The 13,966-nt window shown below is 61.8% G+C and carries 14 protein-coding genes; 4 read left to right on the top strand and 10 right to left on the bottom strand.

The window, feature by feature from the left end; translation table 11 throughout:
* Window positions 1-239: 239 nt before the first annotated feature.
* From KPB06_RS23750 to KPB06_RS23740, 3 genes are all read right to left on the bottom strand, one after another.
* Window positions 240-884 carry a hypothetical protein gene (locus KPB06_RS23750; RefSeq protein WP_230951169.1) on the bottom strand — a complete coding sequence of 215 codons (645 nt, stop codon included), beginning with the start codon at window positions 882-884 and terminating at the stop codon, window positions 240-242.
* 556 nt (window positions 885-1,440) lie between these two features.
* Complete coding sequence (locus KPB06_RS23745) at window positions 1,441-1,779, bottom strand: hypothetical protein (RefSeq protein ID WP_143328742.1); 339 nt, start codon at window positions 1,777-1,779, stop codon at window positions 1,441-1,443.
* Between the two features lie 132 nt (window positions 1,780-1,911).
* Complete coding sequence (locus KPB06_RS23740; protein ID WP_275920514.1) at window positions 1,912-4,212, bottom strand: NADP-dependent malic enzyme; 2,301 nt, start codon at window positions 4,210-4,212, stop codon at window positions 1,912-1,914.
* Between the two features lie 134 nt (window positions 4,213-4,346).
* Between KPB06_RS23740 and KPB06_RS23735 the strand changes: the two genes are divergently transcribed.
* Window positions 4,347-5,318, top strand: a complete 972-nt coding sequence (locus KPB06_RS23735; protein ID WP_059579885.1) for a LysR substrate-binding domain-containing protein — start codon at window positions 4,347-4,349, stop codon at window positions 5,316-5,318.
* 5 nt (window positions 5,319-5,323) lie between these two features.
* On the opposite strand, the gene KPB06_RS23730 is transcribed toward KPB06_RS23735, so the two are convergent.
* From KPB06_RS23730 to KPB06_RS23720, 3 genes are all read right to left on the bottom strand, one after another.
* Window positions 5,324-6,001, bottom strand: a complete 678-nt coding sequence (locus KPB06_RS23730) for a hypothetical protein (protein WP_275905996.1) — start codon at window positions 5,999-6,001, stop codon at window positions 5,324-5,326.
* Window positions 6,001-6,375, bottom strand: coding sequence for a VOC family protein (locus KPB06_RS23725; RefSeq protein ID WP_089465371.1), 375 nt, complete (start codon window positions 6,373-6,375; stop codon window positions 6,001-6,003). Before KPB06_RS23725 ends, KPB06_RS23730 begins: the two co-directional genes overlap by 1 nt.
* Before the next feature lie 215 nt (window positions 6,376-6,590).
* Window positions 6,591-6,815 (bottom strand): hypothetical protein, encoded by a 225-nt coding sequence (locus KPB06_RS23720; RefSeq protein ID WP_089465370.1) that lies wholly within the window; start codon window positions 6,813-6,815, stop codon window positions 6,591-6,593.
* Between the two features lie 587 nt (window positions 6,816-7,402).
* Between KPB06_RS23720 and KPB06_RS23715 the strand changes: the two genes are divergently transcribed.
* The gene (locus KPB06_RS23715; protein ID WP_275905997.1) at window positions 7,403-7,861 is read left to right on the top strand and encodes a GNAT family N-acetyltransferase; all 459 of its coding nucleotides are present in this window, start codon (window positions 7,403-7,405) and stop codon (window positions 7,859-7,861) included.
* A 56-nt stretch (window positions 7,862-7,917) separates the two neighbouring features.
* Here KPB06_RS23715 and KPB06_RS23710 read toward each other — a convergent pair whose 3' ends face one another.
* On the bottom strand, window positions 7,918-8,610 hold the full coding sequence (locus KPB06_RS23710; protein ID WP_099317062.1) for a glutathione S-transferase: 693 nt from the start codon (window positions 8,608-8,610) through the stop codon (window positions 7,918-7,920).
* A 146-nt stretch (window positions 8,611-8,756) separates the two neighbouring features.
* Between KPB06_RS23710 and KPB06_RS23705 the strand changes: the two genes are divergently transcribed.
* Window positions 8,757-9,332, top strand: a complete 576-nt coding sequence (locus KPB06_RS23705; protein ID WP_099317061.1) for a TetR/AcrR family transcriptional regulator — start codon at window positions 8,757-8,759, stop codon at window positions 9,330-9,332.
* Window positions 9,333-10,056: 724 nt separating this feature from the next.
* Here KPB06_RS23705 and KPB06_RS23700 read toward each other — a convergent pair.
* The 3 genes from KPB06_RS23700 to KPB06_RS23690 all read right to left on the bottom strand — a co-directional run bounded on the left by KPB06_RS23700 (window position 10,057) and on the right by KPB06_RS23690 (window position 12,379).
* Window positions 10,057-10,491: a lysozyme inhibitor LprI family protein gene (locus KPB06_RS23700; RefSeq protein WP_275905998.1), complete on the bottom strand. Its 435-nt coding sequence runs from the start codon at window positions 10,489-10,491 to the stop codon at window positions 10,057-10,059.
* Between the two features lie 94 nt (window positions 10,492-10,585).
* Complete coding sequence (locus tag KPB06_RS23695) at window positions 10,586-11,155, bottom strand: YdeI/OmpD-associated family protein (RefSeq protein ID WP_275905999.1); 570 nt, start codon at window positions 11,153-11,155, stop codon at window positions 10,586-10,588.
* A gap of 96 nt (window positions 11,156-11,251) precedes the next feature.
* Window positions 11,252-12,379, bottom strand: a complete 1,128-nt coding sequence (locus KPB06_RS23690; protein WP_059579863.1) for an aminotransferase class V-fold PLP-dependent enzyme — start codon at window positions 12,377-12,379, stop codon at window positions 11,252-11,254.
* Window positions 12,380-12,655: 276 nt separating this feature from the next.
* On the opposite strand from KPB06_RS23690, the gene KPB06_RS23685 reads away from it, so the two are divergent.
* Complete coding sequence (locus tag KPB06_RS23685) at window positions 12,656-13,837, top strand: serine hydrolase domain-containing protein (protein WP_275906000.1); 1,182 nt, start codon at window positions 12,656-12,658, stop codon at window positions 13,835-13,837.
* Window positions 13,838-13,966 lie beyond the last annotated feature (129 nt).

The following is a 13,966-nucleotide window of genomic DNA, read 5'->3' as shown; positions in this document are numbered from 1 at the left end:
CTATGCACTAGGTCTTGCGGTTTGGTCATTACATCGCGGTGGGGTGCGTGTTGGCGGTGCGCGGATGATGCGGGGGTTCCCGGGCGGTTTGCCGAACGGGTGTTTGATTCGCGTGGTTGTTTCGCCCGGGTGGTCATGATGATCGCTACGGCTTTCTTGGCTTGGGCGGTTCAGCAAGAATCGTGAATCGTGGGCGGCGCCGCTTCAACGCGAAGACCACCACGGCATCGAGAGCGTTCTCAGCGAAGCCAAATCGGAATTCTCGCCGCGATCCAATCGAGCGTGGTCGGTGGCAGCGAGATCGACCTTTCACTGTCGTACTCATCCGATGCGTCGAAATAAATCAACTTGTTCTTACGGATGATGGTCGATTCTTCCCCCGGCCGGCCGTCCCAAAAAACGAAAAATAGTCGAGTGGCGAGCGTCGAGCCGTGTGCATCGCTGACGACGAGTTTGACCTGCTCATTCTGATCCACGAAAAAACCATTGCCCGGAGCACCACTCCCGCAGATGTTGATGATGTAGGTTGTGCCGTCAACGTGCTTGACACCGCCATTCATCTTGACGTTGTAGTTGAAGCGCTGACAATCGGTACGGTCAGCCATGATCCCGCGAAATCCTACCAGGTAGACGAACGCAAAAAAAACGAGCGTGACGATCGCGAGGCCTGCGCGCTTCGCTCGGCTGAAACGGTTGAAATTTCTGACGCGCCGGTACAGGTAGAAACCGAAGATGATCGACGTGATGGCGAAGATCGCCGGCTTCGTATGCAGGAGCGCGAAAATCGTGATCGCGTTATGCACGTCAACCCACACGAACGTCCACCCGATATCGACCACCAGATATATGGCGATCACGGACAAGACTACTTTGAAGATGGTCACGCGTAGCCAGCACCTCTGAATGAATCCGCGCCAAATTAATCGATACCCATGCAAGTCCACAATAGTAATGAAAACAACTGTTAAATCGATCCGAGTACGCGAAAGTCGCGAAGATCAGGATAATTCTCAAAGGGCATGCGGTGTCGCCCGTACTAGCCTAACGCGACTTGGTGCCGAAACACTGGCGATGGCAAGGAGTACAAGACATCCTTCCCTCCAACAATCGTTATCTGGATGCGGGCACGCATGCCGATCTTCAACGAAGTTGGTCTGACCTAGCGATGCTCATCGAGCACCGCACATCCTCTGCTCGTCCGCCTTCAGGCGGTTCATATGGAATACATCATCCACCAGGAAGTACCCTCAGTATCGACATATATTGAGATTCGCCTCGTGGCGGAGTCGAGCCGAAAACCCGAGCAAGCCGCAACGGCTCGGCAAGGCTGGCCGCCAGGATCTTGATGAGCGCGGCAACGAAGATGGTACCTTCACCGGGCTCATCACATAGATGATCGGACGTCTCGCGCATACGGCCTCCCGCCAGCACCCAAATCACTCAACCATCTGCGCGCAATTCGAGCAATGGATTAAGGATCTGTAGGACTTCTGCGATCCCTACCACTCGTGAACCCTCTGCAACTTCAACACGCCGGCCAATCCAAAACGTGTGCGGGTATGCCTCAGGCGATAATAGCCAGACCTCCGCTCTGCCCTGCTGTCCCGTACAGACGCCTGTGACGTCCACGAATTCGTGATGTGACGATGACAAGTAGTCGTCGCGCACTTTGTAGATGGGACGATAGCCCGAGACGACCTCTTTCAACGAGCCGTCCGATCGCTGCGCGGTTAGAGAAAAATTCACCATCAGGTCGGGTGGACGAAGCGGGCGGGCCATACTCTTTCTCGCGGGCAGCGATGGGCGTCGGAACGTTGATTGTCGACGAATTTGCGCTGGGTGTCGAACGGCCCGTTTTGGCCGAATCTGACAAACAATGGGCGGCCTCGGCCGCCCCACGAAGCCAGTCAATCAGCCCGCCACACCCCGATTCGCCTCAATCACCGTCAACGCAGCCATATTCACGATCCGCCGCACGGTGGCGCTGGACGTAAGGATGTTCACGGGAGCATTAACCCCCAACAGGAAAGGCCCCACCGCCACATTGCTCCCCGCCTCGGTCTTGAGGAGGTTGTACGCGATATTGCCGGCATCCACATTCGGACAGACCAGCAAATTCGCCGCCCCCTTCAAAGGCGACATCGGCAGCAGCTTCGCCCGCAGCCCTTCATCGAGCGCGCAGTCGCCATGCATCTCGCCATCGGCCTCGATATCCGGCGCCTGCTCCCGCATGATCTCCAGCGCCCGGCGCATCTTCACGCCCGAAGCCGCACTCCCCGACCCGAAATTCGACCGCGACAGCAGCGCGACCTTCGGTGTCAGGTTCAACCATTCCATCTGCCGCGCCGCCGCGATCGTGAATTCGGCGATCTGCTCCGCATCCGGGTTGTCGTTCACGTGCGTATCCACCAGCGCCACCGTCCGCTGATCGAGCAACAGGATGTTCATTGCCGCGTAGGTCGACGCACCCGGCTTCTTGCCGATCACTTCGTCCACGAACCGCAGGTGATTGTGATACTCGCCCACCGTCCCGCAGATCATCCCGTCCGCGTCGCCGAGCTGCACCATCATCGCGCCGATCAGCGTCAGGCGGCGGCGCATTTCCACGCGCGCCATTTCCTTCGAGATACCGTCGCGGCAGCGCATTTCCCAATACTTCGTCCAGTACTGCGGGAAACGTTCGTCGTATTCCGGATTGGTCACTTCGACGTCCTGACCGAGCCGCAAACGCAGCCCGAACCGCTCGATGCGCGCGAGCAGCACCTCCGGACGCCCGACCAGAATCGGCCGCGCCAGCTTCTCGTCGACGATCACCTGCACCGCACGCAGCACACGCTCGTCCTCGCCTTCGGTGAACACGATCCGCGCCTTGCCGCTGTCGCGCACGAGCTGGCGCGCGGTCGCGAACAGCGGCTTCATGAACGCACCCGAGTGATAGACGAATTGCTGCAACTGCTCGACGTACGCATCGAGATTCGCGAGCGGACGGGTCGCCACGCCGCCTTCCATCGCCGCCTTCGCCACGGCCGGCGCGATGCGCACGATCAGGCGCGGGTCGAACGGCTTCGGAATCAGGTATTGCGCGCCGAACGACACGTCGTATGCACCGTAGGCCGCCGCGACGACTTCGTTCTGCTCTTCCTCGGCCAGCCCCGCGATCGCGTGCACCGCGGCGATTTCCATCTCGCGCGTGATCGTCGTCGCGCCCACGTCCAGCGCGCCCCGGAAAATGTACGGGAAGCACAGCACGTTGTTGACCTGGTTCGGGTAATCCGAGCGGCCCGTCGCGATCACGACGTCGTCGCGCGTCTCATGCGCCAGTTCCGGAAAGATTTCCGGCGTCGGGTTGGCCAGCGCGAGAATCAGCGGGCGCACCGCCATCTGCTTGAGCATCTCCGCGGTGAGGATGCCGCCGACCGACAGCCCCAGGAACACATCCGCGCCGCCGATCACGTCGGCGAGCTTGCGCGCGTCGGTTTCCTGCGCGAAGCGCGACTTGGCCGGGTCCATCAGCGTGGTACGGCCGCGATAGACGACGCCTTCGATGTCGGTCACCCACACGTTTTCCACCGGCAGCCCGAGGTCGACCAGCAGGTCCAGGCACGCCAGCGCGGCCGCACCGGCGCCCGACGTCACGACCTTCACTTCCTTGATGGATTTCCCGACCACCTTCAGCCCGTTGATGAACGCGGCCGACACGGTAATGGCCGTGCCGTGCTGATCGTCGTGGAAGACGGGAATCTTCATGCGCTCGCGCAGCTTCTGCTCGACGGTGAAGCATTCCGGCGCCTTGATGTCTTCGAGGTTGATGCCGCCGAACGTCGGTTCGAGGCCGGCGATGATGTCGACCAGCTTGTCCGGGTCGGTCTCGTTGATCTCGATGTCGAACACGTCGATCCCGGCGAACTTCTTGAACAGCACGGCCTTACCTTCCATCACCGGCTTCGACGCGAGCGAGCCGATGTTGCCCAGGCCAAGCACGGCGGTGCCGTTCGTGATCACGCCCACCAGGTTGCCGCGGCTCGTGAAGCGGTGGGCCTGCAGCGGATCGGCGGCGATCGACTCGCACACGCTCGCCACGCCGGGCGTATAGGCCAGCGCCAGATCGCGCTGGGTCACCAGCGGCTTGCTCGCGACGACCGAGATTTTCCCGGGGGTCGGAAATTCGTGATAGTCGAAGGCGGCCTGCTGCTGTGTCTCTGTCTGTTTCATGTTTTGGTCCCGGCGTGGGCGCCAGGCCAGTCCCGGCGCGATCCATGAAGGTGATTCTAGGGATCCTCCATAACGTGATGATTCTGTTTTAATATCGGCCCATCACTTTTTCCTGATGAATGCATGACCAGTCAATGAATTTCGATGCAAACGACGTGGTCAGGCGGCTCGGCGCGCGTCTGAAGATTCGGCATCTGGTGCTGTTGCTGCAGATCCAGCAGCACGGATCGCTGACGCGCGTCGCCGAGCACATGGCAAGCAGCCAGCCGGCCGTGACGAACGCGCTGTCCGAGCTGGAGAGCATGTTCGGCACGCCGCTGTTCGAGCGCTCGTCGCGCGGCATGCGGCCCACCGCGCTCGGCGCGGTCGTGCTCGAGCGGGCGAAGGCGATGATCAAGGATCTCGACCACCTCGCCCGCGAGATGGAGGCCGTCGCCGCCGGGCATGCGGCCCATTTGCACATCGGCGTGATTCCGTTCATCTCCGGCCAGATGCTGTCGGCCGCGCTGAAGCGGCTGCAAGCGCGCATGGAGCGGCGCCTGACCGTGACGATTCACGAAGGCACCAGCGACCAGCTGCTGCTGCAACTCCGGGATCACAGTGTCGACATCGTGATTGGACGCGCGTCGTCGGCGATCGATCTCGGGCAGGTCTCGTTCGAAGTGCTGTACCAGCAGCAGCCGCGCATGATCGCGAGCCGGCGGCTGGCCGCCAAGCTCGCCCGCACGCCGCTCGACTGGCACAAGCTGCACGCGCTCGACTGGATTCTCGGCGCGCCGCATACGCCGATGCGCGAACAGGTGACCGACCTGTTCCTGTCGGCCGGCATCGCGCCGCCCGTGCCGATCGTCGAAAGCTACTCGTCGAAGCTGATCGGCGAAATGATCGCGTCGAGCGACGAGGCCGTGTCGATCGTGCCGGCCGATATCGCGGAGGAACTGGTGAGGATCGCCGGCGTGGCGATCGTGCCTTATTCGCTGGTGTGGACGCTGCCGCCGATTGCATTGTTCACGCGCTCCGCCGATTCGCATTCGCCCGCGCGCGATCTGCTCGTCGACGCGCTACGCGAGGTGTGCAAGGAAACGTACGGAGAAATGCGTCGATAGCTGCGTTACTTGCCGGCGGCAAGGCGCCGCAGGATCTCCGGACGCTCGGCGGTCAACACGTGGTCCGCGCCCTCGCCCCTGTCGTAGCGTTTGCTCGTGCGGTAGGAAAAGCGCTTCACGTATTGATTGGCGGCGGGATCGAACATCCACGCGTCGACGTCGAAGAAGTGCTGACCGAAATGATCCTCGTCCTTGCCCCATACGTAATCGGCTCGGACGAACAGCGGATACGGCGACACCTCCGGCAAGTTCCACATCGCGCGGTCGGCCATTTCCGTTTCGGTGACGATCGGCATCAGGTTCTCGATCTTGCCGTTCGCGCCGACACGCAGCACGGCCACACGCTCCAGCATCCCGCTGCCGCCGCCCGAGAACATCCCCGAGAAGAACACCCACGAGCCGCCCGATGCAATCGGTAAGCGCTCGGACCGCGGATTCAGGCCGAACTGGTACAGTTCCTTCGAAGAATGGGGAAGCGGCGCCGGCGGCATCTCGAAGCACGGTGCACGGTCGGGCAGCACGCAGAGCTTCACGCCGGAAAGCGGAAGCCCGTCGCCGTCGAGCTTGCCTTCCGTCTGAGTGAAGCGCGGGAATGCCGTTTCGCGGGGCGCTGCTTGAACGCAGGCGATGCCGACGAGCGCCATGCTTGCGATCGCCGCGAGCGTTTTACCGATCCAGCGCATCACCCCTCCGCCCGATGACACACCACCTCGATATTGTGTCCATCCGGACCGATGACGAATGCGGCGTAGTAGTTCGCGTGATAACGCGGCCGCAGCCCCGGCGCGCCATTGTCTTTGCCGCCCGCCTCCAGCGCCGCGCGATGGAACGCATCGACTTGCTGCCGCGTGTCGGCCGCGAACGCGATGTGAAGAGGCGCCGGCTTCTCGTCGGTCGGGAACAAACACAGTGAAGACTTGCTGGGCAGTCCGATCTCGATCCCGTACGACGGCTCACCTTCCCCGACAATTTCGGCGCCCAGCGGTTCAAGTGCCTTCAGGAAAAACGCCTTGCTGGCGGCGTAGTCGCTGACGCCGAACTTGACGTGGTCGAACATGAGTTCCCTCCGATGGATCGATCAGTCATCACGGTGGTGTGATGTAGCGATGGCCGCAATGTTGCCACATGCGGCGGTGGTCCGGTGCCGGCTCCAAAGGACCCGTTGCCGCCGTTCGATAACAAGGATGCCGACGGCCGTTTGGGTACCCGGAAGCCGACCCTCATGACGTGGCGTACGAGCTATTGCTGTTCTTTCGCAAGCGAGCGTAGGCTCTACTGCGGTGGCTTCCACTCGCCCGCCCAGAGATCGAAATACTTGAGAGCCGAGATGCAGCCGAGTACGAGCTGTTCGCCAATATCGTCGACGACTTTGAACGGGATGGAAATCCCGAAATTGCCTCCCGACAATGGAAAGATCTCGGCGAATGGAGCCGCATTTCCCAATTTCTCTACTACCTCTGCTCGGCTCCCGGCGGAAACTATGACCTGAATGCCCATCAGCGCTTGAACTCCACAGTAGCTACGTCGCAGAGCGCTGCCCTGACCTGGTCGATCGTCACTTCACTCACCGATTGCCCACGAACATCATAGACAAGCTGACATTTCCAGGACGCCGAAGGCAGATGCGATCGACGTGCACGATGCGCGCTCGGTTGTACTCGATGCTTAGACAAGCGGCTTCCTCCGTTTCCAAGCTGTGGTTTGCTACTAGGGCAAACTGGCGCAGTTCTTCGTTTACAAATTCCGGTGTGAACATATGGGTCCCGTGCGCGACAAGAATGCCATTTTACTCAGAGCTTCTACACCATTCTCGATACGCCCGCGAAATGCTCGGATTGCGATTCATGCCTCACCAGTGGGCTGTAGCGACGGCAGATTGCGACCCGAAAGCAGCCATCAGGCGCGCCAGGTGAGTAGCCGCAATTGGCCGGACACTGCGCCAATTGTCCGCGCTGCAAACTCGATATATCGCGCGGACTTGCCGATTTCCGCCGCCCCTTCAGCAGCATTCCGCACGACCTTGGAAGTTCGATGCCATGCTGCTATCGTCGAGCATTCCTTGACGACTTCGGGGTGACCGAACCATGCCCCCGATCTTGCGTCGCGCGACGATGGCCGATGCCGCAGCGGTGGCCGACGTCTATCTTCGGTCGCGCGACACGCTGGCATCCTATGCGCCACTCGCGCACGCCGAAGCAACCGTCCGCGATTGGGTTGCCAACATGCTTGTTCCGTCGGGCAACGTTACCGTTGCCGTGAACGATGGCCACATCATCGGCATGGCCGCACACGCTGCCACCGACGGCGTGACATGGCTCGAGCAATTGTACGTGTGCCCCGAATTCAAACGGCAAGGGATGGGCACTGCCCTGCTGGAATCGGTGAAGTCGCAAACGGACGGCTCGCTCCAGCTCCATACGTTTCAAATGAACCACGATGCTGCTGCGTTTTACGAGCAGCACGGGTTCGTTGCCATTGCGTACAGCGACGGAAGCAGAAACGAGGAGCGTTGTCCCGATGTTTTGTATCGCTTGACGCGGTAGCGCGCTCGTCCGTTCGCTCGCCTCATCCGCCCGTTATCGACCGACGCAGGGGCAGCTCAGGCCAGCATCGCAAACACCGGCTGGTTCCTGACGCTCTCGCGCTCCAGCATTCTCGCGTACCAGGCTCGAAGTGCTTCGCATTCCTCATGCACTGGCAGCTTCACGAGCATCGCAAAGATCAAACCACCGATGACGGTGATGTCGGCCATCGAGAACGTCTCGCCCGCGACATACGGTTGCCGTTGCAGAACGGCATCGAAATAGCGCATGCCCCTCAACGCCTTGTCGCGTTGACGGAATCCCCACTCCGGATTTTGATACGTCTCCACGTCGGGCCCCAGCCCCGGCGTGCCGTGATGGAAATAGACGCTGATCGCGTCGAGCAATTCCAACTCGGCGCGCTTGCTCATCATGTGGATGACCCCTTTTTCGCGTGGCGTGGTGCCGGTGAGCGTGGGTACGCCGTCGAGCGCGTCGAGGTATTCGGTAATGGCCGTGCACTCGGCAATGCACGTTCCATCATCGAGTTCCAGAACCGGCAACGTACCCGAATAATTCTTGCTGGCGATGAACTCGGGCTTTTTATGCTCGCCCTTGTAAAGATCGACCATCACGAACTGGACGCGCGATTGCAGCCCCTTTTCGGCCAGTGCAATGCGCACGCGTGTCGGATAGGGCCCTGTCGGGAAATCGTGGATCTTCATCATGGGCAGCTGGGCTGTGTCGAAGTCGACGTTACTGGAAGTCATTGCAGGGGCGCTCCGGAGTCGGTTGCACTGGATCGGACGACGCGGAAACACGTCGCCGGCGAAACTACCTAACGTTTGTTAGGTTAACCATATAAGGTAGAATCCGGGGTGTCAACATCCATTTCCTGCACGCGGAGGCTGAAGCAGTGACGAACGACGCGAGCTCGAACTCGAGAGAAAGAATTCTGGCAGCCGCCACGAGGCTCGCGCAGACGCACGGCTACGGCGGGTTGAACTATCGGGATCTCGCCAGCGAGGTGGGAATCAAGGCCGCGAGCATCTACCACCACTTCGAAAGCAAGGCCGATCTCGGCGCCGCGGTGGCGAGGCGTTACTGGGAGGATTCCGCGGCGGCGCTGGAGGACATGCTGGCCCGATCGCGCGATCCGCTGGACTGCCTGCGCCGCTATCCGGATACCTTCCGCAAGGCGCTCGAGACCGGCAACCGCCTGTGTCTTTGCAGCTTCATGGCCGCCGAAACCGACGATCTGCCGGAAGTCGTGATGAAAGAAGTTCTGGCCTTCGCCGACGTCAACGTGGCGTGGTTAAGCAAGGTGCTGTCCGCTGCGGCAGTGGTCAGCGCCCGGGAGAGCAAACAGCGGGCGCGGGCAATCTTCGCCGCCATCGCCGGCGCCCAGCTCATCGCGCGGAGTCGCGCCGATCTTTCGCTCTATGACTCACTGATCGACAATTATCGTAAAGCGGGCCTTTTGCCGGCGTAGCAGGGTAACGGTGACGCGGCTTCGGACGACGTCGATCGTTCGTGAACGCATGATGTTCGATCGTGTGACCCCGGCTGACGTGGAATCCGTCGCCGATGTTTGCTGCTGCCCCCCCGCGATCACCGGCGGACCGAACTGGCGGGTTTTTCGTACAGGGACCAGGCAATACCGTCCGTTTGCAATCCGACGCGGACAAAGCCCAGCGACTCGTAGTAAGCGCAGAGCGTCATGTTTTCAGCGCCGCAGTCGAGTCGAAGCAAACGCCGGTTCAAGCGGCTCACCTCATGAGCGCACCCGTCGAGCATGAAGCTGCCGAGCCCGTTGAAACCTTTCCGCACGCAGGGCCGTGCACGTAGCCCGCAATCGGCGCGTGGGCCCCCAGTGCCTGTCGTCGTCGAAGTCGGGCGAGAACGTTCCGACCAGCGTGCCATCCTGTTCGACGACGTACACGGCTTTCTCGGCGACGTGGTTTCGTACCCACCGTTCGGAGAAGCCGTCGCGTTCCTTGCCCCATACGTGGTCGCCATGCGCGACCTTCTTTGCATGTGCATCGTTCCGGATCTGTGTCAGTACCGGGACATCGTCTGCCGTCGCTCTGCGGACGCTTTTCGACACCATCGCTCGTTTCCCCCGTTATATCCGAGCTATCATCCCGGTGCACCACGTAACAAGCCTGACGCTAGCCGCGCTCCCGGCACTCATTCTGTCTTTATCTAGCGCCGCACTAACCATGGCTCACTTGTTTGAGCCACGCGTTCAATTGACGCGTACGATCACGTGTTCTGTCGATTTCGCAAGTCAGTAGATCAAGATTACGATCCGCGCCTGCCTCGTTTATCAGATACCAAGCGGAACACTCGTCGCCGAGAAAACGGATCCATTGCCGCTGAGCCGCGACAAATTTCACCTTGAGTGCTGGATAGTCGACGTACTCGTCACGTGGACGAGACAGCGACTTCAATACCTTTTGGTAAGTGCGGTTCAATTCGTCGTCTGCTTGCTGAAATTCATCTTGACTACGTTGCAGCAAGCACTCGGGAGCTACGCTATCCGGTGCGCAGCCCTGCGCTTGCGCAGCGGTGAACCACGACAATGTCAGCGCCATGGCGGCGCCCAGCGCCGCGCGACGAAAGCTGAACGCCGATGCACGGATATGCATTCTTGCTCCCATTCCCGTTTTCCCATTCATATGGCGATCGGAACAATTCACGCGCCGATCGCGTTCGACGAAATCTCCGTCGGAAACCCACCCTCTACGGATGAAAAGTCTCGCCCCGCTTCAGCATGTCGATGAATTCCGCGATTTTGCGCGCCCGTGATTCCGGCTTCCTGGCGTTCTGTATCCGAAACAGGATCGCATAGCGATTACGGCTGTTCAGTGTCGCAAAAAACTTCCCGGCTTTCGGATTGGCATCCAACGCTGCCTGCAAGTCGTCCGGCATGATCGAGTTGCTGGCCGACGTATAGGCAGCCTCCCAGCGGCCGTCCTTCCTCGCCTTCTCGATTTCGCCCATGCCGGCCGCGCGCATCCTGCCTGCGGCGATCAGCGCTTCGGCCTTGTCCTTGTTGAGTTTGGACCAGATGCTTTTCGCCGAGCGCGGGGTAAAGCGTTGTAACCAGTATTGCTCGCTCTCGGCCTTCTTTTGGCCATCGATCCAGCCGTGGCAGAGGGCGCTTTCCACCGCCTCTTCATAGGTGACGGTTCGCTGCCCCGCGCCTTTTTTCGCGAGCCGCAGCCATGCTCCGGTCGACGTGCCGCCGTTCCGCCCCAACCAGCTTTCCCATTCGGCTTGACTGGCAAACGTTAGAGCGCCTTCTGTCATGTCACGATCCAGAATGGTTGCGTTTTCAACGACTCGAAAGCCGCCGCTCAACACACGAGCGGCGGCCACCGAAGCAACCCTCGCCGCACAACCGCCTCAAACAATCCGGTTCAACGCATCGGCAAACCGCTTCACCGCACCATCGACGTCATGCAGCTTGTCGAGACCGAACAACCCGAGCCGGAAAGTCTTGAAGTCCTCCGGTTCATCGCATTGCAACGGCACGCCCGCCGCGATCTGCAAACCGACATCGGCAAACTTCTTCCCGGTGCGAATCCCGTCATCGTCGGTGTAACCGACCACGACACCCGGCGCCTCGAACCCCTTCGCGGCCACGCTCCTGAACCCCTTCTCCGCCAGCAGCGCGCGAATGCGCTCGCCGAGTTCGAGCTGTTCCGCCTTCACCTTGTCGAAGCCGTATGCGTCGGTTTCCTTCATCACGTCGCGCAGGGTCGTGAGGCTGTCCGTGGGCATCGTCGCGTGATACGCGAACCCGCCGCCCTCGTACGCTTCCATGATCTGCAGCCACTTGCGCAGATCGCACGCGAAGCTGGTGCTGGTGGTCGAATCGATGCGCTCGCGCGCAAGCGGGCTGAACATCACCATCGCGCAGCACGGCGACGCGCTCCAGCCCTTTTGCGGCGCACTGATCAGGATATCGACGCCGCTCGCCTGCATGTCGACCCACACGGTGCCCGACGCGATGCAATCGAGCACGAACATGCCGCCGACCGCATGCACGGCATCGGCCACCGCGCGCAGGTACGCATCGGGCAGCATGATCCCGGACGCGGTTTCGACGTGCGGCGCGAACACGAGATCGGGCTTGTTTTCCTTGATGGCGGCGACCACTTCGTCGATCGGCGCCGGTGCGTAGGCGGCCTGCCTGCCCGCTTCGACGGGGCGCGCCTTCAGCACCGTCGCCTCCGACGGAATGCCGCCCATGTCGAAAATCTGCGACCAGCGGAAGCTGAACCAGCCGTTGCGGATCACGAGACACTTCCTGTTCGTCGCGAACTGTCGCGCCACGGCTTCCATGCCGAACGTCCCGCTGCCCGGCACGATCGCGACCGACTTCGCGTTGTAGACTTTTTTCAGCGTGGCGGAGATGTCGCGCATGACACCCTGGAAGCGCTGCGACATATGGTTGACCGAGCGATCGGTGTACACCACCGAATATTCGAGGAGCCCCTCGCGGTCAACATCGGGAAGTAAACCTGGCATGCTCGCCTCCGGCGAAAGATGAACGATGGAATCAGGACAAGCAGCGTCTTCGATTCGATACTGCTCTGCACCATGCAACTGCGTCATTTCCTCGACGAAAGCAGATTCTAACGAACGCTGCCGGCCGCTTGGCGCCTATTTTGCCTGCCGCCGCGCCCGGTGCTCGTCGACGCCGGCCGGTACCGCGCACATCGCCCTGTTCCGTGTAAGGGTTAACGACGCGTGCGGCCGCAGCCGCCTAACATGTCGATCGCCCCCTTCACGACGGAACTTTCGATGACCTCCTCTCCCGCATCGTCACTGCAGTCGTCAACCGATCCCGCGCTCGCCGAGCGCATCGACGCGGTCCTGTCCCGCCAGCTCGACACGCAGCGCCTCGTCGGCGCGGTGGTGCTCGTCGCCCGCGACGGCGAACTCGTCTATCGCCGCGCGGCCGGATTCGCGGATCGCGAATCGCGCACGCCGATGCGCGAGGACACGCTGTTCCGGCTCGCGTCGGTCACCAAGCCGATCGTCTCGGCAGCGGCGATGGCGCTCGTCGCGCAACGCAAGCTGTCGCTCGACGAAGACATCACTCGCTGGTTGCCCGAATTCCGCCCGGCGCTGCCCGACGGCCGCGTGCCGACGATCACGGTGCGCCAGTTGCTCGTGCATACCGCCGGCCTCGACTATCGCTTCAACGAAACCGACGCGAACGGCCCCTATGCGCGTGCGGGCGTCTCCGACGGGCTCGATCGCGCATCGATCACGCTCGCCGAAAACCTGCGCCGGATCGCGAGCGTGCCGCTGCTGTTCGCGCCCGGCACCAACTGGAACTACTCGCTGTCGATCGACGTCGTCGGCGCGCTGATCGAGGTCGTCTGCGACATGCCGCTCGCCGATGCGATCGATGCGCTCGTGCTGCGTCCGCTCGGGGCGCACGATACGGGCTTCGTCGCGCGCGATCCGGCGCGGCTCGCCACGCCGTACGTCAACGACACGCCGCGGCCGCACCGGCTCGCCGAGAACGAAACCGTGCCCATCGACGAAGGGTTCGTCGGCGTCACGTACTCGCCGTCGCGCGCGCTCGATGCGCATGCGTTCCCGTCGGGCGGCGCCGGAATGGTCGGCACGGCCGGCGACGTGCTGACGGTGCTCGACACGCTGCGCGCGGGCGGCGGCGCGATTCTGCCGGCCGAGCTGGTCGACGAGATGGGCCGCGTGCAGACCGGCGATCTCGAATTGCCGGACCTGCCGGGCGCGGGGTTCGGGATCGGCTTCTCGGTGCTGCGCGACCCGCAGGCGGCCGCGTCGCCGGAATCCGTCGGCACGTGGCGCTGGGGCGGCGTCTACGGTCATTCGTGGTTCGTCGATCGCGCACGCGGGCTCACCGTCGTGTCGCTGTCGAACACGCTCTACGAAGGGATGAACGGGCAGTACACGCTCGATCTGCGTGATGCAATTTATGGCGTTCGGTAGCGAGCGGAATGGAAAGGGCCCGGCAAAGCCGGGCCAGTATCGTTCCATGCGGATCGCTCGCTTCCTCGCGTTCAGCATGTCGAATGACGTGCCGCGACATCCCTGAACCGACGTAACGCCAGTTCCGGC

The organism is Burkholderia semiarida (assembly GCF_029268935.1).
GTDB lineage: Bacteria > Pseudomonadota > Gammaproteobacteria > Burkholderiales > Burkholderiaceae > Burkholderia > Burkholderia semiarida.
The sequence above is the reverse complement of the archived record's forward strand: the minus strand, read 5'-3'. Positions and strand labels throughout refer to the sequence as shown.